General features: G+C 66.1%; 21 protein-coding genes. 8 read left to right on the top strand and 13 right to left on the bottom strand.

Features of this window, described 5'->3' with window-relative positions:
* Positions 1–48: 48 nt before the first annotated feature.
* Entirely contained in the window at positions 49–1,188 is a 1,140-nt protein-coding gene (locus ACQR2C_RS02620) for a sugar ABC transporter substrate-binding protein (protein ID WP_434880361.1), read from the bottom strand.
* A 242-nt stretch (positions 1,189–1,430) separates the two neighbouring features.
* Between ACQR2C_RS02620 and ACQR2C_RS02615 the strand changes: the two genes are divergently transcribed.
* Entirely contained in the window at positions 1,431–1,721 is a 291-nt protein-coding gene (locus ACQR2C_RS02615; protein ID WP_434880360.1) for a LacI family DNA-binding transcriptional regulator, read from the top strand.
* Here the strand turns inward: ACQR2C_RS02615 and ACQR2C_RS02610 are convergent.
* From ACQR2C_RS02610 to ACQR2C_RS02585, 6 genes are all read right to left on the bottom strand, one after another.
* On the bottom strand, positions 1,694–2,452 hold the full coding sequence (locus ACQR2C_RS02610; RefSeq protein WP_434880359.1) for an SDR family NAD(P)-dependent oxidoreductase: 759 nt from the start codon (positions 2,450–2,452) through the stop codon (positions 1,694–1,696). The genes ACQR2C_RS02615 and ACQR2C_RS02610 overlap by 28 nt on opposite strands.
* Before the next feature lie 307 nt (positions 2,453–2,759).
* Positions 2,760–3,632, bottom strand: coding sequence for an ABC transporter ATP-binding protein (locus tag ACQR2C_RS02605; RefSeq protein WP_315802033.1), 873 nt, complete (start codon positions 3,630–3,632; stop codon positions 2,760–2,762).
* Positions 3,629–4,516 (bottom strand): ABC transporter permease, encoded by an 888-nt coding sequence (locus ACQR2C_RS02600; RefSeq protein ID WP_434880358.1) that lies wholly within the window; start codon positions 4,514–4,516, stop codon positions 3,629–3,631. The genes ACQR2C_RS02605 and ACQR2C_RS02600 overlap by 4 nt, the downstream gene beginning before the upstream one ends.
* The gene (locus ACQR2C_RS02595; protein ID WP_434848475.1) at positions 4,513–5,928 is read right to left on the bottom strand and encodes an ABC transporter substrate-binding protein; all 1,416 of its coding nucleotides are present in this window, start codon (positions 5,926–5,928) and stop codon (positions 4,513–4,515) included. The genes ACQR2C_RS02600 and ACQR2C_RS02595 overlap by 4 nt, the downstream gene beginning before the upstream one ends.
* 163 nt (positions 5,929–6,091) lie before the next feature.
* Entirely contained in the window at positions 6,092–6,877 is a 786-nt protein-coding gene (locus ACQR2C_RS02590) for a Crp/Fnr family transcriptional regulator (protein WP_315802036.1), read from the bottom strand.
* 73 nt (positions 6,878–6,950) lie between these two features.
* Complete coding sequence (locus ACQR2C_RS02585) at positions 6,951–7,241, bottom strand: gamma-butyrobetaine hydroxylase-like domain-containing protein (RefSeq protein ID WP_315802037.1); 291 nt, start codon at positions 7,239–7,241, stop codon at positions 6,951–6,953.
* A gap of 251 nt (positions 7,242–7,492) precedes the next feature.
* Here ACQR2C_RS02585 and ACQR2C_RS02580 point away from each other — a divergent pair, with 251 nt between their 5' ends.
* From ACQR2C_RS02580 to ACQR2C_RS02550, 7 genes are all read left to right on the top strand, one after another.
* Entirely contained in the window at positions 7,493–8,266 is a 774-nt protein-coding gene (locus ACQR2C_RS02580) for a ferredoxin--NADP reductase (RefSeq protein WP_315802038.1), read from the top strand.
* A gap of 107 nt (positions 8,267–8,373) precedes the next feature.
* Positions 8,374–10,116 carry a fumarate reductase/succinate dehydrogenase flavoprotein subunit gene (locus ACQR2C_RS02575; protein WP_316181613.1) on the top strand — a complete coding sequence of 581 codons (1,743 nt, stop codon included), beginning with the start codon at positions 8,374–8,376 and terminating at the stop codon, positions 10,114–10,116.
* Positions 10,117–10,137: 21 nt separating this feature from the next.
* A complete protein-coding gene (locus ACQR2C_RS02570; RefSeq protein ID WP_006609939.1) occupies positions 10,138–10,371 on the top strand; it encodes a 4Fe-4S dicluster domain-containing protein in 234 nt (77 codons plus the stop codon).
* Positions 10,372–10,373: 2 nt separating this feature from the next.
* Entirely contained in the window at positions 10,374–11,351 is a 978-nt protein-coding gene (locus ACQR2C_RS02565; protein WP_434880357.1) for a HEAT repeat domain-containing protein, read from the top strand.
* Positions 11,352–11,706: 355 nt separating this feature from the next.
* Positions 11,707–13,167: an aldehyde dehydrogenase family protein gene (locus ACQR2C_RS02560; RefSeq protein WP_434880356.1), complete on the top strand. Its 1,461-nt coding sequence runs from the start codon at positions 11,707–11,709 to the stop codon at positions 13,165–13,167.
* A 125-nt stretch (positions 13,168–13,292) separates the two neighbouring features.
* Positions 13,293–13,697, top strand: a complete 405-nt coding sequence (locus tag ACQR2C_RS02555) for a carboxymuconolactone decarboxylase family protein (RefSeq protein WP_316236905.1) — start codon at positions 13,293–13,295, stop codon at positions 13,695–13,697.
* A complete protein-coding gene (locus ACQR2C_RS02550) occupies positions 13,694–14,587 on the top strand; it encodes an NAD(P)-dependent oxidoreductase (RefSeq protein WP_434873213.1) in 894 nt (297 codons plus the stop codon). The genes ACQR2C_RS02555 and ACQR2C_RS02550 overlap by 4 nt, the downstream gene beginning before the upstream one ends.
* Here ACQR2C_RS02550 and ACQR2C_RS02545 read toward each other — a convergent pair whose 3' ends face one another.
* From ACQR2C_RS02545 to ACQR2C_RS02520, 6 genes are all read right to left on the bottom strand, one after another.
* Entirely contained in the window at positions 14,588–14,875 is a 288-nt protein-coding gene (locus ACQR2C_RS02545) for a YciI family protein (protein ID WP_434880355.1), read from the bottom strand.
* 66 nt (positions 14,876–14,941) lie between these two features.
* On the bottom strand, positions 14,942–15,916 hold the full coding sequence (locus ACQR2C_RS02540) for a sugar ABC transporter substrate-binding protein (RefSeq protein WP_434880354.1): 975 nt from the start codon (positions 15,914–15,916) through the stop codon (positions 14,942–14,944).
* A 37-nt stretch (positions 15,917–15,953) separates the two neighbouring features.
* Complete coding sequence (locus ACQR2C_RS02535; RefSeq protein ID WP_316236909.1) at positions 15,954–16,931, bottom strand: ABC transporter permease; 978 nt, start codon at positions 16,929–16,931, stop codon at positions 15,954–15,956.
* Positions 16,928–17,878 (bottom strand): ABC transporter permease, encoded by a 951-nt coding sequence (locus ACQR2C_RS02530; protein ID WP_316236910.1) that lies wholly within the window; start codon positions 17,876–17,878, stop codon positions 16,928–16,930. The genes ACQR2C_RS02535 and ACQR2C_RS02530 overlap by 4 nt, the downstream gene beginning before the upstream one ends.
* On the bottom strand, positions 17,871–19,394 hold the full coding sequence (locus tag ACQR2C_RS02525) for a sugar ABC transporter ATP-binding protein (RefSeq protein ID WP_434880353.1): 1,524 nt from the start codon (positions 19,392–19,394) through the stop codon (positions 17,871–17,873). Before ACQR2C_RS02525 ends, ACQR2C_RS02530 begins: the two co-directional genes overlap by 8 nt.
* The gene (locus ACQR2C_RS02520; RefSeq protein ID WP_434880352.1) at positions 19,391–20,785 is read right to left on the bottom strand and encodes an FAD-linked oxidase C-terminal domain-containing protein; all 1,395 of its coding nucleotides are present in this window, start codon (positions 20,783–20,785) and stop codon (positions 19,391–19,393) included. The genes ACQR2C_RS02525 and ACQR2C_RS02520 overlap by 4 nt, the downstream gene beginning before the upstream one ends.
* Between the last annotated feature and the right edge of the window lie 46 nt (positions 20,786–20,831).

Genomic DNA, 20,831 nt, shown 5'->3' with positions numbered 1-20,831 from the left:
AGGGACGGGCTGGCCGCGAGAGAACCCGCGGACCAGCGATCCATCGGCCTATTGGTTTTCCTTCGACTGGCCCATGATCTCCTGCGCCGTGAAGTTGATGCCGCAGGTCGGGAAGGAGTTGCCGACGAAGAAGTTGTCGGACTGGGCCGGGAAGTAGTCCTGATCCTTCTTGAAGTTCGGATCTTCCACGACCGCGAGCGGCAGCTTGACCGATTGCGGCACGACCTTGCCTTCGAGGGCGGCGAGCGCGACCTTGATCGCGACCGCGACCTGCGCAGGTCCGGTGCCAGCGGACGAGCATTTCAGGCCTTCCGAGGCCTTGGCGGCGCAGAACTTGCGGAAGCCGTTCTCGGTCTCGCCGCCGAACGGCACCATCTTGTGCTTGGCGTCGAGCATGGCCTGCACGATGCCGGTGTCGCCACCCTGGCCGGAGATCGCATCGAACGGGCCGTTGGTCGCGATCGCATCGGCCGTGGCCTTCTGGGCGACGCCGTCGTCCCATTTGCCGACGACCTCGGTGACCTGCCACTTCTTGCCGGAGCCGTCGAGAACGGAGTGGAAGCCGTTGTGACGGTCGGTGTCGACCGAGGTTCCGGCGACGCCGCGCACCTCAAGCACCTTGCCGCCGCCGGGCACGTTCTTGACCAGCCACTTCGCCCAGAGCTCGCCGAGACCCTTCTGGTCGACATTGACGTTGATCGCGTCCTCCGTCGCGAGAATATTGTCGAAGGCGACGAGGATCACGCCGGCCTGCTTGGCGCGCTTGATCACCGGCCCGAACGCAGTCGGGTTCTGCGCATTGACGACGATGGCGTCATAGCCGGAGTCGATGAAGTTGTTGATCGCCGAGATCTGCGCCGGAACGTCCTCGCCGGTCGAGACGACCTTGAACTCCTTGAGCTTGGCCTTCACCTCGGGCTGCGCCGCATAGGCCTTCGCGGTCTGGATCATCTGGATGCGCCAGGTGTTGGCGATGTAGCCGTTCGCCAGTGCGATGCGGTAGGGGCCCTTCTTGGCCGGAAACTTGAAGAACTTGGTGTCCTTGGTCCACGGCACCATGCATTCAGGCTCGCTCGCCGGTCCCTTGACCATCTCCGGCTCCGCCAGCGCCTTGCTGGCAAACGCGGTGACCAGCATCAGCGATGCACACGTGGCAAGGCATCGCGCCCTCATCGACTTGGACGACATTCGTGACCTCCCCTGTTGTTGTGGCGCCAGATCAATGACGCATGTGCGAGACGCCTCTTTGTTTCCGGAGGTTGTGCGAGCAATGCTCGTCGTCTCGACCCGCCAAGCGTTACTGATCAATGATAGCGCTGTCAATTACCGTCGCGCGGCTTTATGCCAAGCGGCCGGCCGTGTGTCATGTCTGCGGCTCGGACAAATCCGCGTAAATGAACATTCCCAGGATCATGTCTCAGAAGCGTCGCATGACGCTGGAGGACGGTGCACGCATCGCCAATGTCAGCGCTGTCACCGTGTCGCGGGTGCTGCGGCGGCCCGATATGGTTTCGCCGCAATTGCGCAAGCGGATCGATGCCGCTGGTTGCCTGGCTCCCGGCACAGGCGACGATCTCGCTCGGGCGCGCCGCGGGCAAGCGGCCGAGAACGCATTAGATCGACGTCGGTTTCGAGATCGCCGCACGCGGCAGCACCGGACCGCATCTCGTTGCGTCGTGATGATAGACGAGTCTCAGGCCCAGCCGCCGTCGACGATGTAGTTCTGGTTGGTGCAGGCGCCGCTGTCGTCGGCGGCGAAGAACAGCACTACGCGGGCGATGTCGTCCGGCACGAGCTTGCGCTTGAGGCATTGGCGCCGCATCAGCTCGGCCTCGCCCTCGGGCGTCAGCCACATTCGCTGCTGGCGCTCGGTCATGATCCAGCCCGGAAGGATGGAATTGACCCGGATGTTGCTGGGGCCGAGATCGCGGGCGAGAGCGCGCGTCAGTCCCTGGATCGCCGACTTCGCCGTGGTGTAGCAGGGCATGTTGCCCTGGCCGAGCACCCAGCTCACCGAGCCGAGATTGACGATCGCGCCGCCTCCCGCCTGGATCATGTCCGGCGCAACCGCCTGGGCCGCGAAGAACTGATGCTTGAGGTTCACGGCGATGCGCTCGTCCCAATAGTCCGGCGTGACGTCCTCGATCGCGTGGCGGTCGTCGCGCGCCGCATTGTTCACGAGGATGGTGATCGGCCCCAGCGCCTCGCGGACGCCGCCGACCGCAGCCCTCAGCGCGGCGATGTCGCGCAGATCAGCATGCGCGAAGTGCACCTTGGCCTCCGCAGGCAGGCTCGCCAGCACTTGCTGTGAGGCCTCCAGATCGATGTCGATGAATCCGACACGCGCACCTTGGCCGACGAAATTGCGGACGATCGCTTCCCCGATGCCGGAGCCGCCGCCGGTCACGAGAACGGCCCGATCCTTGAGGCTTGGGTAGATGGTGCCCTGCATTGGTTCCTCTCAGTTGCGCCTGGAGAGCGGCTGCGCGCGATGGCACCGGCCGCATTGCGGACGTCGTCCGTGCTGTGCACGGCCGGTGCGTCCGGCTGGACCCCTCGATGTGCGCCTGCGAGCAACCCTCACGCCCGATGTCGATGCTGACGGAGCCGGGCGTTCCCCCTGCGACGTCGTTGTTTGCTATCCGGCATTCTGCGCCAGGACCGGCCGGGACGCCAGCATCTGTTGCGCCGCTCGGGTGCGACCATCGGGCGCCTTCTTCGGAGCTGGACCGGCCGCCGTCGGTCGAGCGCAAAACCCTTCAGAGGATTTCGGAGATCGACTGGCCCTGCAACTCGATGCTCAGTCCCTGCATGCCGAGATCGGTGATCTCGCCGCCCATCGCCTTCAGGCTCTCCTCGCGGATCAACGACATCAGCCCGCGCCGCAGCGCCAGGAATTCCGACGACATCATCATCGCTTGCTGGCGTGGGCGCTCGAGCGGGATCTGGATTTCGGCCTTGATCGAGCCGGGGCGCGCGGTCATGCAGTAGACGCGGTCGGACAGGAAGATCGCCTCGTCGATGTCGTGGGTGACGAACAGCACCGAGATCTTCAGCCGCTGCCACATGTTGGTGAGGATCTGCTGCATGATGATGCGGGTCTGCGCGTCCAGCGCGCCGAACGGCTCGTCGAGCAGCAGCACCTTGGGGCCGGTGGCGAGCGCGCGCACGATGCCGACGCGCTGCTTCATGCCGCCGGAGAGACGCTCGGGATAATGGTTCTCGAACGCCTCGAGACCGGCGAGGCCGAGCAGAGTCCGCGCCGCGCGTGCGCGCTCGAACTTCGCCATGCCGCGCATCTTCAGCCCGAACTCGACGTTCTCGCGCACCGTCTTCCAGGGAAACAGCGAATATTGCTGAAACACCATGCCGCGTTCGGCGCTGGGTCCGGTCACGGCCTGGCCGTCGACCGTGACGATGCCGCTGGTCGGTTTGAGGAAGCCCGCGACAGCGTTGAGCAGTGTCGACTTGCCGCAACCCGACGGTCCGACGATCGAGACGAACTCGCCGGGCTCGACATGGATCTGGGTGTCGGTGACGGCCTCGACGGCGCCGTCGATGGTCTCGTAGCTCAGGGCGAAGTTGCGGACCTCGATATGGCCCTGTCTCGTATCCGCTGCGGCTTGGCTCATCGCGACCTCCAGGGCATCACCAATTGTCCGGCTGCGCGGATCACGAGGCTCGAGCCGAGCCCGAGCACGCCGATCGCGATCATCCCGAGCGCGATGTCGGCATACTGGACCAGTGAATAGGCTTCCCAGGTGAAGTAGCCGATGCCGAACTGTCCCGAGATCATCTCGGCCGCGATCAGCGACACCCATGCGACGCCCATGCCGACGGTGAGGCCAGTGAAGATGTGCGGCAGCGACGCCGGGAAATAGACCTCGTGGAAGATCGACGCCTCCCGGGCGCCAAGGCATTTGGCGGCGCGCACCAGCACGGGATCGACCAGCGTCATGCCGTGCAGGGTGTTGACCAGGATCGGAAAGAACGAGCCGAGAAAGGTGATGAAGACAATGCTCTGCTCGTTGGTCGGCCACAGCATGATCGCCATCGGGACCCAGGCGATGGCCGGAATCGGACGCAGCACCTCGGCGACCGGAAACACGATCTCGTGCACCAGCTTGAAGCGGCCCATGATCAGGCCGAGCGGCACGCCGACCAGCGCGGCCAGCGAGAACCCGATGAAGATCCGGCGGCAACTGAGCAGGATGTGCATCAGGAATTTCGGATCGTGGATCGCCTTGGTGAAGCTCGCATAGACCGCCAGCGGCGCCGGCACGTTGGTGAACTTCACGAAGAAGACGACGCGGTAGGTCGTCAGCAGGTGCCAGGCGATCAGGAACAGGATCAGCGACGCGGTGCCGATCAGCAGCGACTGCAGCCGGTCCTGGTTCAGCCGGAACCAGCGTGCCGCGCGGGCGGAGACGTGCGGCCGGCTCGGCGGGGGCGCGGTGCCAGGCGCGGCGGCCGCCGCAGCCTGGTCGGGCGACGTCATCAGGGCGGGGCTGCTCAAGTCTTGCCTCCCGCCACCGCCAGCTTCACGGCGTCATCAAGTCCCATCACCTTGCCGCCGATCTTGGCGGCATAGGCCTCGGCATCCTTCTTCAGCAGGAACGGCGCGATCTCGCCATTGGCGGCGGCGAAGAACGCCTGGTCGGCGAACAGCTTGATGCCGCGCGCGGTGTCGAAGACGTAGGCGACGTTGATCTTCTTGCCCTTGGCCTTGTAGTCGGCATAGGCGCCGAGCGTGCAGGTCGCGCTGCTGAAGGCTGTGATGCCCTCGCCGTCGATCCAGACCTCGCCGGCCTTGCGCGGCTCGGTGATCGGCCTGTTGCAGAACTTGTCCTCGCCGGAGATTTCGTAGTTCGCGGTGCTGGCGAGATCCTTGTCATAGTCCAGCTTCAGCTCGGCATAGGCCTTGCGGATGTAGCTGTCGTCCACCCACTTCTTCGGATCGAACTCCTTCATGCGGCCGAGGCTCTGCAGCACCTTGACGTCAGTCGCGGCGGCATCCACCAGCGCCGGCTTGATCGTCGGATCCGTGGTCATGTTGCCGCCGGGACCGAGGAAGATGTAGACGACCTCCTTGTTGATCCCGGTCCATTCCTGGATCTTTTCGGCCGCCGCTTTCGGATCCTGGCGCAGCCACTGGTTGGCGGCGATGACTGCCTTGACATAGGCGATGACGACCTCGGGATACTTCTCCGCAAAGTCGGTGCGGACGACGACGCCGTGGAAGGTCGGCAGGTTGGTCTGGACGCCGTCGAAGATCTTGCGCGCATAGCCGCGGAACGGCAGCAACTCGGCGAACGGAACGAAATCGGCGTGCGCGTCGATCTTCTTTTCCTGCAGGTTCGTCGAGCCGACCTCCGGCGTCTGGCTCACGAGCTGGAAGAAGTCCGCCGGATAGCCGGCGTCCTGAAGCGCCTTCAGCACCATGCCATGTGCGGCCGAGCCGAACGGCACGCTGACCAGCTTGCCCTTGAGGTCGGAGAGTTCATAGTAGGGCGAGTCCTTATGAACGACGATGCCGTTGCCGGAGCCGGCGAGGCTGTAGGCGGCGACCGCGATCAGCCGGCTCTTGCTCTCGGGATTGTTCTCGAAGGTGAAGCCGTTCACGATCAGCGGGTAGTCGCCCATCATGCCGAACTGCAGCTTGTTCGCCATCATCCCGTTGGTGACGGGCGGGCCGGACGTGAAGTTCTGCCACTCGATTTCGAACTTGATGTTGGCGTATTTGCCGTCCTTGGGCAGATACTTCTCCAGCAGGTGAAGCTGCCGCACGATGGTGCCGGCAGTCACCGTGTTCGTCGTGGTGTCCTGGGTGCCTATGCCGATCGTGACTGTCTCTGCTGCGACAGGCTGCGCCGCAATCAGGGACAGACAGGTGGCGGATAGTAATAGCGCGTGACGGCAGCGGACCATTCTCATCCCCGTTCGGTTGGATGGCTGATGGCGCCATGATGAAGGCCGCGTCCACGAGCGCAAATCCGGAGTTCGGCAGCGGGTGGATTAGTTGCCGTCAAAATCCGGTTGCGTACTCCTTGGGCAATTTCGCTCATGACAGCCGCTTGCATGAGCAGGCCGGCTAATCCGCGGCCTGGCCGCGCATCTCGTCCAGGACGTCGGGCCGGCAGACCACGATCTGCGACCGCCTGGTGCGGACGATATTCTTTTCCTGCATCCGCTTGAGGCTGATCGTCACCCACTGCCGCGTCGCGCCGACCATGTGGGCGATGTCGGCATGGGTGAAGGCCGCGGCAATGACCTTGCCGTCGGGATCATCCACCCCGTAGAGATCGACGAGATGCAGCAGCAGGTGGGCGAGCCGCTCGGTGATCGAACGTGTCCCCAGCATCTGGGCCAGGGCGGAGTAGCATTTTCCCTTGAAGCTCAACCCTTCGATCAGTCCGATCGCCAGATTGGGGATCTCCGCCACCAGCGTTCGCAGCTCCTTGCCCGGAAGCTGGATCACGCTGGCATTGCTGGCCGCGATGCCGGACCATTGATGCACGCCGGTGTCGAACACTTCGGGACCGCCGACGAAATTGCCGACATGCCAATAGGCCAGCGTGATCTCGCGCCCCTGCGGGGACGTGTAGAACACGCGGATGCGGCCGCTCTCGACCAGGAAAATGCCGTCGTGCCGGGCGCCCTGACTGAACAGCGTCTGGCCGCGGTTCAGGACCTTGCGGCGGCCCTGCTTCAGCACCTGCTCACGCTCGCGCAGGCTGAGCCTTTCGATCAGCGACGGCGGGCCGCCGATGGATTGCTGACTTTCGGTGAGCAGGAGCGACGAACTGGTCACCGCGCGTGCTGAGGTCATGGGAGAGGGCACGGCTTCCGCAGCTGATTTGGCCGCCTGCAGCAACATGTCTTGCCTCCGCATTGATCATACTGATCAGAAGCGGAGCAATGTTCGTGCCATCCGTCGCCGCGTGAGGGCCTCAAACGGCAGCGAGTTCCCAGAGGTATGATTTCGGATAGATGCCACGATTATGGCCGTCGGAAAACGCGATGTTCAGGCCGTAGCCGAGGTCACCGACCCCCACGATGCCGATCCCGGGAAATTGCGACGGGAAGCGGCCGTCGAAGCGGGCCCGCCTGCAATGCGCGCACATGCAGGACAGGCGCAGCCGTTCGGCGGACAGCACCGCGGGCGGGCCGCTCGCGTTCCGTAGCCGCAATGATGCCAGGTCGGGACTGACCTCGCCGTCAGCGATGTCGGCTGCAATCATGGCTCCTCCTGGTTGTGCCGAGGCCGGTGTCATCACGCTAGGGGAGACGGTTCGGAGCACCCAGCAACTAATTGCCTCGTTCGACGGAATGTCGAGCGCTGCTGCTTCGTTAGGCGCGCTGGCTTTCCTCGGAACAATCTTCGCAACTAATCCACCGTCGCAGCACGTTCGAAATTGCCGGACTGCGCCGTTTCCGCGAGATCGTGCTCAGCAACCGCCACACGGCGCGCCCCGCGCCTCAGGAGACGACGATGAGCGCTTTTCAGACTGAGACGGTGTTGTCGGTCCGGCACTGGACCGATTCGCTGTTCAGCTTCACCGCCACGCGGGATCCCGGCTTCCGCTTCCAGAACGGGCAGTTCGCGATGATCGGACTGGAGGTCGACGGCCGGCCGCTGATGCGCGCCTACAGCATGGCGAGCGCCAATCACGAGGAGGAGCTGGAGTTCTTCAGCATCAAGGTGGCGGACGGGCCGCTGACCTCACGGCTGCAGAAGATCAAGGAGGGCGATCGCATCCTCGTCGGGCGCAAGGCGACGGGAACGCTGATCGCGGGCAACCTCATTCCCGGCAGACGTCTGCTGCTGCTGTCGACCGGCACCGGGCTGGCGCCGTTCGCCAGCCTGGTCAAGGATCCCGACATCTACGAGACCTATGAGACCATCATTCTGGCCCATGGCTGCCGCCAGGTCTCGGAGCTCGCCTATGGCGAGCAGCTCGTCGACAGCCTGCGCGGCCATGACTTCTTCGGCCCCCTGGTCCGAGATCGGCTGCACCATTACCCCACGGTGACCCGCGAGCCGTTCCGCAACCGCGGCCGCATCACCGATCTGATCGCATCGGGCCAGATGTTCGCCGACATCGGCGGGCCCGACCTCGATGTCGAGACCGACCGCGTCATGCTCTGTGGCAGCCCGGCGATGTTGGCCGAGCTCCAGACCATGCTGGAGGACCGCGGCTTCGTCGAAGGCAACCACAGCACGCCCGGCCATTTCGTGGTCGAGAAGGCGTTCGTCGAGCGCTGAGCGCCGGCGGAAGAATTGCGTCCCGGCGACAACTAATTGCTATCGCCGGGCGCGCCGCTGAACAACTCTGACCCGGACCGGTGGGTCCGGCCAAGCAGGAGCTTAGAATGGCAATGGATGAGATCGTCGACGGCCTCTCGGAGGTGTCCTGCGACGTGCTGGTGATCGGCGGCGGCACCGCCGGCCCGATGGCCGCCCTGAAGGCCAAGATGAAGAATCCGAAGGCCAACGTCGTTCTGCTGGAGAAGGCGAACGTCAAGCGCTCCGGCGCGATCTCGATGGGCATGGACGGCCTGAACAACGCGGTCATCCCCGGCTACGCGACGCCGGAGCAGTACACCAAGGAAATCACGATCGCCAATGACGGCATCGTGGACCAGAAGGCGGTGTATAAATACGCCCAGAGCTGCTACGGGATCATCGAGGAGCTCGACAGCTTCGGCATCCGCTTTCTCAAGAACGAGAACGGCGACTATGCCGTCAAGAAGGTGCACCACATCGGCACCTACGTCCTGCCGATGCCGAACGGCGAGACCGTCAAGAAGGCGCTGTATCGTCAGCTGCGGCGGGCGCGCATCCTGATCTCCAACCGCTACATGGCGACGCGGCTCTTGAAGTCGAGCGATGGCCGCATCGCCGGCGCCGTCAGCGTCAACACCCGCACGGCCGAGATGCTGGTGATCAAGGCCAAGGCGGTGATCCTGTGCATGGGCGCTGCCGGCCGGCTCGGCCTGCCGACGTCGGGCTACATGTTTGGTACCTATGAGAACGCCGCCAATTCCGGCGACGGCTATGCGATGGCCTATCACGCGGGTGCCGCGCTCGCCAATCTCGAATGCTTCCAGATCAATCCGCTGATCAAGGATTATAACGGCCCGGCCTGCGCCTATGTCGCCGGGCCCTTCGGCGCCTACACCGCCAACAACGAGGACCGCCGCTTCATCGAGTGCGACTATTGGTCGGGCCAGATGATGCTGGAGTTCTACAACGAGCTGCTGTCGGGCAAGGGGCCCGTGTTCCTGCAGCTCAAGCACCTGCACGACAAGACCATCGAGGAGATCGAGCACACCCTGCACAAGGTCGAGCGACCCACGCGCGGGCTGTTCCAGGAGGGCCGCGGCGTCGACTACCGCAAGGAATCGATCGAGATGCACATCTCCGAGATCGGCTTCTGCTCAGGCCACAGCGCGTCGGGCGTGTTCGTCGACGACAATGCCCGCACCACCGTGCCCGGGCTCTATGCGGCCGGTGACATGGCCAGCGTTCCGCACAACTACATGCTGGGCGCATTCACCAACGGGTCGTTCGCCGGGCTCGACGCGATGGAGTTCGCCGACAACCATGATTTCGGCGAAATCGATGCCGCCGAGGTCGCGCTGGAGCGCGAGCGCGTGCTGGCGCCGACCAAGCGCGAGGACGGCATTCCGCCGAACCAGATCGAGTATAAGACGCGGAGGCTCGTCAACGACTATCTGCAGCCGCCGAAGGTGACGCGGAAGTACGAGCTCGGCATGCGCCGGCTCGCCGAGGTCCGCGAGGACATGCAGGAGCGCATGATCGCGCGCAACGCGCACGAGCTGCTGCGTGCGCTGGAGGTGCAGTCGATCATGGATTGCGCGGACATGGCAGCCCATGCCTCGCTGTTCCGCGAGGAGAGCCGCTGGGGGCTCTATCACTGGCGCACCGATTTTCCGGACAAGGACAACGAGAACTGGTTCTGCCACACGCTGCTGAGCAAGCAGGACGGCCGCATGACCAGCGAGAAGCGGGCGGTGCAGCCCTATGTCGTGCCGATCGCGGACGACGAGAAGGACCTCTACGACAAGCAGCGCATCCGCGCCAGCGCCTGACGATCAGACGGAGAACGAGACATGCCTCTTGCCACCTATCAGACGTCGGTTCCGGTCGTCGTCGACGACGCCAAATGCATCGCCGACAAGGGCTGCACGGTCTGCGTCGACGTCTGCCCGCTCGACGTGCTCAGGATCAGCGACATGACCGGCAAGGCCTTCATGGCCTATGATGAATGCTGGTACTGCATGCCCTGCGAAGCGGATTGCCCGACCGGCGCCGTCACCGTCAACATTCCCTATCTGTTGAGGTGATCATGTCGAGCCCGTTCGAAGCCTATGACGATCTCGACGACGCCGACGAGCGGCTCGGCGCCGCCGATCCGGCGGAGCGGCGGGTCGCGATCATCGCATTGGGACATTCCGGCGATCCCGCCGCGGTCGCGCATCTGGCGAAGATGGTCGCCGATCCCGACGCCGGCGTGCGCCAGCAGGTCGCCATGGCGCTCGGTGAGTTCGACGGGCCGGAGGCGGCGGAGGCGCTGGTCCAGCTGCTCGTCGATCCCGAGCGGATCGTCGCCTCGGCGGCCGCCGACAGTCTCGCCGAGTTCAAGGATCCCGCTTCGGCCGACGCCATCCTGCCGCTGGTGACGCATGCGCATGCCTTCGTCCGCATGGGCGCGCTGCGCGCGCTGAAGGAGCTGCGGCGCAAGGACACGCTCAAGCCGGCGCTGGAGGCGCTGCAGGATCCGGATGCCGCCGTCCGCGTGCAGGCGATCGGCGTCATCGGCTTCCTCAAGCTCGAGGAGTCGATTCCGGCGCTGACGGCGCTGATCGGAGATCCCGATGCGCATGTCCGCCGCGCGGCGGTCAGTGCGCTCGCCTTCTCGCACATGAAGATCGCCGCGGAGACCATCACCCGCGCACTCAGGGATTCCGACTGGATGGTGCGGGAGATGGCGGCCGAGACGCTCGGGCTCAATGTCAATGGTGCCGTCGCCGCCGATCCGTTGATCGCCTGCCTGGCGGATGAGTTCTGGCAGGTGCGCCTGAAGGCGATCCGCAGCCTCGGACGCATGAAGGTGCTGCATGCGGTGCGGCCGATCGGCCAATGCGTCACCCACGAGCAGGCCAATCTGCGCAAGGAGGCGGCGGCTGCGCTGGGCGAGATCGCCGCGCCCGACGGCGAGCCGTACCTCGCGCTGGTCGCCGACGATCTCGATCCCGACGTTCGCAAGAACGCGAGATGGGCGCTGCACCAGATCGCGGCGAGCAAGGCGAGAACCGGCGCGTAGTCGCGCGCCGGCCACGAGCGTTCCCGACCGCTTGCCGGACCAGGCGGCAAGCCAGATGACGAGTCTTGCGACGATGATGTCGCGGCCGATCGCGCGCGAGCCCCGCAGGGCCGCGCGCCGCACGTTCGCGTGCACCCCACGTCCGGTTCTGGACGGCTCCCGGATTGTCTGACAGAAACGTCGGACGCATCCATCGGGCATCATCACCGCTGCAGCGCAAACGAGGAGCGGCCGGCCAATCCGGCCATGGTCACACGCCTTCTTTGCCTCGGCTGTCGCGCAGCTTGAGGGGATGCGCCGTGCAAAGGTCTGAGATGACCCGCGGACGAGCTGCAAAGGAAGTCGGAGAGCTGCCATGAACGCCAATGTCAAACTGCCTGCCGCCAAGGGCGTCTTCATCGACAACAAGTGGCAGCCCGCGCAGTCGGGCCGCACCATCGCGATGCTGGCGCCGGCGACCGGCCAGGTGATCGCCTCGATTGCCGCCGGTGACGCAGCGGACATCGATCTTGCCGTAGCGGCGGCGCGCCGTGCGCTCGAAGGGCCGTGGGGCCGGCTCGCCGCAGTGGAGCGCGGGCGCCTGCTGTCGAAGCTTGGCCGCCTCGTCGAGGATCATGCCGAGGAGCTCGCGAAGCTCGAAGCGGCCGATACCGGCAAGCCGATGAAGCAGGCCAGGGCTGACGTCGTCGCCGTCGCGCGCTATTTCGAATATTACGGCGGCGCCGCCGACAAGGTGCATGGCGACACCATTCCTTTCCTGGACGGCTTCTTCGTCACGACCGTCTACGAGCCGCTCGGCGTCACCGGCCATATCATTCCATGGAATTATCCGGGGCAGATGTTCGGCCGCACCGTCGCGCCGGCATTGGCGATGGGCAACGCGACCGTGATCAAACCGGCCGAGGAGGCCTGCCTGGTGCCGCTGCGTCTTGCCGAGCTCGCGGCGGAAGCCGGCTTCCCCGCCGGTGCGATCAACGTCGTGCCGGGTCTCGGTGAGGAGGCGGGTGCGGCGCTGTCGGCGCATGACGGCATCGACTTCATCTCCTTCACCGGCAGCCCCGAGGTCGGCACGCTGGTGCAGACCGCGGCTGCGAGGAATCACATCGGCTGCACGCTTGAGCTCGGCGGCAAGTCGCCGCAGATCGTGTTCGCCGACGCCGATCTCGATGCGGCATTGACTTCGGTGGCCGCGGCGATCGTGCAGAACGCCGGCCAGACCTGCTCGGCCGGCTCGCGCGTGCTGGTGGAGCGCTCGATCTGGGACCGCTTCCTCGCCGACCTCACCTTGCGCTTCGAGAAGATCACGGCCGGTACGCCGGAGATGGACCTCGATCTCGGCCCGGTCATCAGCGCGGTCCAGAAGACGCGGATCGAAAACATGCTGGCGCGCGCCGAAAGCGGCGGGGCCAGGCGCGTGGCGACAGGCAGGATCGCCGAAGGCGTGCCCGGCGAGGGCTTCTACGTCGCGCCGGCGCTGTATCAGCACGTCGCGCGCGACTCCGAGCTGGCGCGCGAGGAGGTGTTCGGTCCGGTGCTGGCGGCGATGCCGTTCGACGACGAGGCCGACGCCGTCAGGCTCGCCAACGCCACCGATTTCGGCCTGGTCGCCGGCGTCTGGTCGCGCGACGGCTCGCGCGCGATGCGCGTCGCGCGCAAGGTCAAGGTCGGCCAGATGTTCGTCAACGGCTACGGCGCCGGCGGCGGCATCGAGCTGCCGTTCGGCGGCATGAAGAAGTCGGGCCACGGCCGCGAGAAGGGCTTCGAGGCGCTGTACGAGCTCGCCGCGATGAAGACCCTGATCGTCAAGCACGGCTAGATCAGTGGAGCCGGGGCTCCGGTCAATTCCGCCGCACGGACGCGACGACGCATGCCGTGCGGCGTTGTTGTCAGTCCGCGCGGCGAAGCGCTAATGACGTCAGGTGTTACAAGGGAGACGAGCGGATGAGTGACGAAAAGGAATTGTTCGAGAAGGGCCTGAAGGTGCGCCGCGAGGTGCTCGGCGCGGCCTATGTCGATGGCAGCCTCGCCAAGGCCGACGACTTCATGATGGCGTTCCAGCACATCACCACCGAAATGTGCTGGGGCTATGCCTGGACCCGGCCCGGGCTCGATCGCCGCACCCGCAGCATCATCAATCTCGCGATGCTGACCGCGCTCAGCAAGCCGAGCGAATTGAAGCTGCACGTCAAGGGCGCGCTCACCAACGGCGTCACGGTCGACGAGATCAAGGAGATCCTGCTGCACGCGACCGTCTATTGCGGCATTCCCGCGGGCCTCGAGGCGTTCAAGGCGGCCCATGAGGTGCTCCTCGCCGAAGGCGCCATCGCCAAGAAGGACGGCGCATGAGCGTGCCGCAAAAGGTCCTGTTCGTCGGCATCGGCAACATGGGCTGGCCGATGGCCGCGCGCCTGCTCGGCGCCGGCTTCGCGGTCGCCGTCAATGATGCCGTGCCCGGTCGCGCCGAAGATTTCGCGCGCCGGGTCGGCGGCATCACGGCGGGGGATCTTGCGGAGGCAGCGGCAGATGCCGATGTCATCATCACGATGCTGCCGACCAGCAAACATGTCGCGGACGCGGTCGCGGCATTGCGCGCGGGCCTGAAGCAGGATCACATCCTGATCGACATGAGCTCCGGCGCGCCGGCGGCCACGCAGGCGATTGCGGCCGATCTCGCCCCGCTCGGCGTGACCATGCTCGATGCGCCCGTCAGCGGCGGCGTGCCGCGCGCGGTGACCGGCCAGCTCGCGATCATGGCCGGCGGCGATGCGGCCGCGCTCGACCGCGTCGAGCCGCTGCTGCGCGCCATGGGCACCACGATCCACCGCATCGGCAGTCTCGGCTCCGGCCAGGCGATGAAGGCGCTCAACAACCTCGTCTCGGCCGGCGGCTTCCTGATCGGCATCGAGGCGCTGCTGATCGGCCAGCAGTTCGGCATCGATCCCGGCCTGATGACCGACGTGCTCAATGCCTCGACCGGCATGAACAACTCGACGCAGAAGAAGTTCAGGCAGTTCGTGCTGTCGCGCCAGTTCAACAGCGGCTTCGGCCTCGACCTGATGGTGAAGGACCTGTCGATCGCGCTCGAGGTCGCGCGCGCCAGCGGCGTCGCTGCACCGTTCTCCAATCTCTGCCGCGAACTGAGCGCCAGCGCGCAGGGATTGCTCGGACCGGGCCAGGACCACACGGCGCTGGCGAAGCTGAGCGAGGCGCTGGCCGGCGTCGAGCTGAAGGGCTGACTACCCCTGGCGCCGCAGGAAGCCGGTGATCGTCACCTTCTCCCAGATCCCGGCCGCGGCGAACGGGTCGGCGCGATTGAAGGCTTCGACCTCGGCGCGGCCGGCAGCCTCGACCAGGAACAGGCTTCCGATCATTTTCGATCCTTCGTCGGAAACCAGCGGACCGGACATCACGATGGTGACCGGAAGGCGGGCACTGTCGCCGAGATAGGCCTTGTGCGCGTCGTAGTTGGCAAGCCGGACCGGCAGCGCGTCGCGCTTGTCGAGGGCATGAATCGCAAACAGCATGAATTCTCTCCGCAAGTCGAAGCAGGACGGCGGCGTGCTGTCCTGCTTCCGGACTGATGGCTGATCCTATTTCGCGCCGAGCTTGCCGGCATCCTCGAAGCTCGGGCAGGTCCGCTGTTCCAGCGCCACGTCGAACGGCTGATAATTGTCCTTGGTGATGACAGTCGGCTTCAGCACGATCTCGTTGATCACCGGCTGGCCGCGCAATGCGCGGACGGCCATCATGGTGCCGAGGCAGCCCTGGGCGAAGCCGTTGTAGTCGCCGCTGGCGAGCAGCTTGCCGGACTTGATCGCGTCGATCGCCTCCTTGGTGCCGTTGATGCCGATCACCTGCGCCTTGCGGTTGGCGCCGTCCAGCGCCTCGATCGCGCCGACCGCCATCGCGTCGTTGGCGGCGAGCACGCCGTCGATCTGCGGGTTGGACTGCATCAGGTTCTCCATCACCTGCAGCGCCTGCAGGCGCTGATAGTTGCCGGGCTGCGACGCCAGCAGCTTGGCGCCGGGGTTTTCCTTCAGCGCGTCGTTGAAGCCGCGGACGCGGTCGACATTGGTCAGCGAGCCCTTGACGCCCTCGATGATGACGATGTTGCCCTTGCCGCCGAGCGTCTTGAGCAGGAAACGTCCGGTCTCGAGGCCCAGGCTGTAGTCGTCGGCGCCGACGAAGGCTATGAACTTGCCGCCGGCCGAGCGGTCGGTGATGTTGACGACGGGGATCTTGGCGTCGTTGATCTTCTCGACCCCGGGCACCATCGCCTTGTAGTCGACCGGCGTGAACACGATCGCGCTCGGCTTCTTCACCACGACGTCCTCGATCTGACTGAGCTGCTCGGGGATCGAATCCGGCTTGGTCGGAATGTAGTGCAGGATCTTGGCGTTCAGCACCTTCGCCATGTTGTCGGCGCCGACCCGCACCGTCTGGAAGAACGGATTGGTCTGGTTCTTGGTGAAGACGGCGATGGTCTCGCCGTCGGCGCGGGCCTGCGTCACGCCAGCGGCGATCAGCAGTGACAGCGCGAGACAGCGCGTGATCCGGTGTTGCATGTCGTTTCCTTCCCTCGTTTTTTGGTTGTCTTCCAGTTCATTGCGTCGGGCGCCTTGTCTTCATGTCGAGCCAGACGGCTATGATCACGATGATGCCGGTGACGAGCGGCTGCCAGTTGGCGCTGATCGCGAGCAGGTTCATGCCGTTCAGCACCAGCGTCAGGATCAGGGCGCCGATGAAGGTGCCGAACACGGTGCCGACGCCGCCGAACAGCGACGTGCCGCCGATCAGCACCGCGGCGATCGCCGGCAAGGTCAGGCTCTCGCCGATGTCGGCCTCGGCCGAGTTGAGCCGCGACAGGAAGATGATGGAGGCGAGCCCGGCCATGGTGCCGGACACCGTGTAGACCAGCAGCAGCCGGCGCGCGACCGGAATGCCGGACAGCCGCGCCGCGACCGGATTGGCGCCGATGGCGTAGATCTCCTGGCCCCAGATCGTGCGCTGCGCGAAGAACGATCCGATCGCGAGGAACACCAGCAGCAGATAGACCGGGATCGGCAGCCCGAGCAGATAGCCGCTGCCGATCTGGCGGAAGCCGGCCGGAAAGCCGTGGATGGTCTCGCCCGCCATGTACCAATAGGTGACGCCGTTCAGCACCCACAGCATGCCGTAGGTGGCGATGAAGGAGGGGATGCGCAGCGCCGTGACCATGAAGCCGTTGAGGAAGCCGACGCTGCCGCCCGCGAGCAGCCCGGTCAGGATCCCGAGCACGGGCGAGCCGGTCTGATGGATCACGGTGCCGGCGAGACACGCCGACAGCGCGACGTTGGCGCCGACCGACAGATCGAGGCCGGCGGTCAGCACCACCAGGGTCAGGCCGGAGGCGATGAAGAAGGTCAGGCTCGCCTGCCTGAGCACGTTGAGGATGTTGCCGAGGCTGAGGAAGGAGTCGCTCAGCACGGTCAGCGCCGCGCAGATCAACAGCGCGGCGAGCATGCGATAGAACACCTGCGCTGCGTTCTGCGACAGGAGCGAGCGCGGCGGCGGCAGCGTGTCCTTGGCGATGTCGGTCATGATCGGCTCCGCAGGCCGTCGAGGAACATCGCGACGATGACCAGCGCGCCGACGCTGGCGACCTGCACCGAGGAGGGCAGGGACACCAGATTGAGCCCGTTGCGCAGCACGCCGACGGCGATGACACCGAGCACGGTGCCGAGCAGCCAGCCATTGCCGCGCTCGAACGAGGTGCCGCCGACCGCGACCGCCGCGATGGCGTCGAACTCCATCCCGAGCCCCGCGGTCGGATGTCCCGAATTCATCCGTGCGGTCATCAGCAGTCCGGCGATGCCCGCCATCGTGCCGCCGATCGCATAGACCGCGATCAGGAGCCTTGTCGGCGACAGGCCGGCATAGCGCAGCGCCTCGCGGTTGCCGCCGAGCGCGAAGATGTAGGTGCCGAACCTGGTATGATACAGCAGGCCGTGAAACACGGCGTAGGTGGCAAGCCCCATCACGATCGGCACGGGGATGCCGAGCAGCGTCGCCGCATAGATGTCGCGGACGCCGTGGGGAATACCGACCACGCTCTGGCCGTCGCTCACGATCAGCGACAGTCCCTGTGCCATGCCGAGCGTGGCGAGCGTCGCCACGAACGGCGGAATCCCGACGACCGCGACCAGCCAGCCATTGACGGTGCCGAACGCGGCGCCGGCCAGCACCGCGGCGCCGAGGCCGAGCAGCACCGACTTGGTCGCGAGCGAGACGATGGCGACGCAGAGCGAGGTCAAGGTCAGCACCGCGCCCATCGACAGGTCGAGCCCTTCGGTCATGATGATCAGGGTCATCGGCAGCGCGAGCATGGTCAGGATCGTCGACTGCACCAGCACGTTGGAGAGGTTTGCGGCCGACAGGAAGCCGGGCGCGATCGCGCCGAACAGCGCGATCAGCAGCACTAGCACGATCGCCACGCCCGGAATGCGCTGCAAGGTTCGGATCGGCGAGACGATGGCGGTGTCAGTCATCATGCATCCCCAGTCGCACGATATTCTCCTCGGTCAGCTCGCCCCGTGACAAATGCCCGGCGATGCGGCCTTCGCGCATCACATAGGCCCGGTCGCAGACGTGGCAGATCTCGATCTGCTCGGACGAGATCATCAGCGCGGCCGCGCCGTCGGCGACCAGCCGGTCAATCAGCGCGAAGATCTCCGACTTGGCGCCGACGTCGATGCCGCGGGTCGGCTCGTCGAAGATGAACAGCCTGGCGCCGGCCGCCAGCCACTTGCCGATCACGACCTTCTGCTGGTTGCCGCCTGAGAGCAGGCCGACCGTCTGCCGCGCCGTGGGCGTTGCGATGCGCAACTGCCGGATCAGCCCGTCGGCCGTGCGCTGCGCGCCGCGGGGATCGTACAGCCCGCTCGGAAACAGCTTCTTCAGCGCCGACACCACGAGGTTGTCGCCGACGGAGCGCAGCAGCGCCAGGCCCTCGCTCTTGCGGCTCTCGGGGATCAGCGCGATGCCACGGCGCGCGGCGATGTCGGGCTCGCCCGCGATCGGCTTGCCGTCGAAGATGATCTCGCCTTCGCTGACCGGATCGGCGCCGAAGATCGCGCGCGCCACCTCGGTGCGGCCGGAGCCGACGAGGCCGCACAGGCCGACGATCTCGCCCCGCCGCACCTCGATGTTGATGTCGGCAATCCCGCTCGGCGCGCTCAGTCCCCTGACCTCCAGCACGAGCTCGCCGGGCGTTTCCGCGAAATGGCGCGGATAGCTCATGTCGATATTGCGCCCGACCATCATGCGCACGAGCTGGTCGGGGGTGACGTCGGCGGGCCTGAGATCGTCGATGCGGCGGCCGTCACGCAGCACGGTGATGCGGTCGCCGAGCGCGAACACCTCGGCCATACGGTGCGAGATGTAGACGATGGCGACGCCGTCGGCCTTCAGCCGCCTGATCAGCGCGAACAGCAGCTCCGCCTCGCGGTCGGACAGCGCCGCGGTCGGCTCGTCCATCACAAGGATCCGCGCGTTCTGGCTGATCGCCTTGGCGATCTCGACCATCTGCTGCTGCGCGACGCCGAGCGTGTCGACGATGACGGAGGGATCGATGTCGAAGCCGATCGTGTCGAGCACGCGCTTGGCGTCGGCCAGGATCTTGCGGCGGTCGATGGTGCCGGGGAGCCGGCCTCTGGGTTCGCGGCCGAGATAGATATTCTGCGCGATGTCGAGGAACGGCACCAGCGAGAATTCCTGGAAGATGACGGCGATGCCGAGCTTCTGCGCGTCGGCCGTCGATGATATCTCGACCTTCGCGCCCTTGGAGATGATCTCGCCGGCATCGGCGCTGTAGGCGCCGCACAGCACCTTCATCAGGCTGGATTTGCCGGCGCCGTTCTCGCCGAGCAGCATGTGGACTTCGCCCGGGTAGATCGCGAACGACACGTCGTCCAGCGCCTTGACGCCCGGAAACGACTTGCTGATGCCGCGCAGCTCCAGCAGCGGCGCGGGCGATGGAGCTGCGATGGCGGCCGCCGCGCTCATGACGGTGCTCCGCCGGCGAAGATCTTGCCCGGATTCATCAGGCCGGCGGGATCGAGCGCGGCCTTGATGGCGCGCATCACGGCGACGGCCCCGCCGAGCTCGTCCTCGAGATAGTCGATCTTGCCGAGGCCGATGCCGTGCTCGCCGGTGCAGGTGCCGTCCATCGCGATCGCGCGCGCCACCATGCGCGCCTGCAGCGCCTTGGCGCCGGCGAGCTCGCTGTCATCGCTGGGATCGACCAGGATCAGCATGTGGAAATTGCCGTCGCCGACATGGCCGACGATCGGCGCGAGGAAGCCGCTGGCGTCGGCGTCGCGGCGCGTCTCGGTCAGGCATTCGGCGAGCCGCGAGATCGGCACGCAGACATCGGTGATGACCGCGCGCGCGCCTGGCCGCAGGCCCAGGCCGGCGTACAGCGTGTTGTCGCGCGCGTGCCACAGCCGGCTGCGGTCCTCGGCCGCCTTGGCCCAGGCGAAGCCGCGGCCGCCATGCTCGGAAGCGATCGCCTCCGCCGTCTGCGCCTGCTCGGCGACGGCCGCCTCGGAGCCGTGGAATTCGAGGAACAAGGTTGGCGCTTCCCGATAGCCGAGCTTGGAGTAGGCGTTGATGCCGCGCATCATGACGTCGTCGACGAGCTCGATGCGGGCGGCGGGGACCGCCGACTGGATCAGGGCGATCGCGGTGTCGACCGCGTCGTGCAGGGTCGGGAAGCTGCAGGTCGCGGCCGAGATCGCCTGGGGCAGCGGATGCAATTTCAGCGTGATCTCGGTGATCACGCCGAGCGTCCCCTCCGATCCGACGAACAGCCGCGTCAGGTCATAGCCGGCGGCCGATTTGCGCGCACGCTTCGCGGTGCGGATCACCCGGCCGTCGGCCAGCACCACCTCCAATGCGAGGACGTTGTCCTTCATGGTGCCGTAGCGCACCGCCATGGTGCCGGAGGCTCGGGTCGAGCTCATGCCGCCGATCGAGGCGTCGGCGCCGGGATCGATCGGAAAGAACAGGCCGGTCGTGCGCAGCTCCGCATTGAGCTGCTTGCGGGTGATGCCGGGCTGCACCACGACGTCCATGTCGGCATCATGCACGGCCAGCACCTTGTTCATGCGAGCGAAGTCGAAACAGACGCCACCCGCGGCCGCCGCGGCATTGCCTTCGAGCGAGGTGCCGGCGCCGAACGGCACGATCGGCATGCCGGCCTCGGCGCACAGCCCGACGATGGCGCTGACCTCCTGCGTCGTCTCCGGGAATACGACGATGTCGGGCGGCATCGCGGGATAATACGACTCGCTGCGGCCGTGCTGATCCAGCACGCCGCGCGCGACGCTCGCGCGTGGTCCGATCAGGCACGAAAGCCGCTCGGCCAATGCGCCGGTGCCGACCCGCAACTCCATCGTTCCTCCCGTCCGCTTCCTCGACGACGACAGGACTCTTGACGGT

Source organism: Bradyrhizobium sp. HKCCYLRH3061 (assembly GCF_051168015.1).
Classification (GTDB): Bacteria; Pseudomonadota; Alphaproteobacteria; order Rhizobiales; family Xanthobacteraceae; genus Bradyrhizobium.
This window is presented reverse-complemented; position numbering and strand designations above follow the sequence as displayed.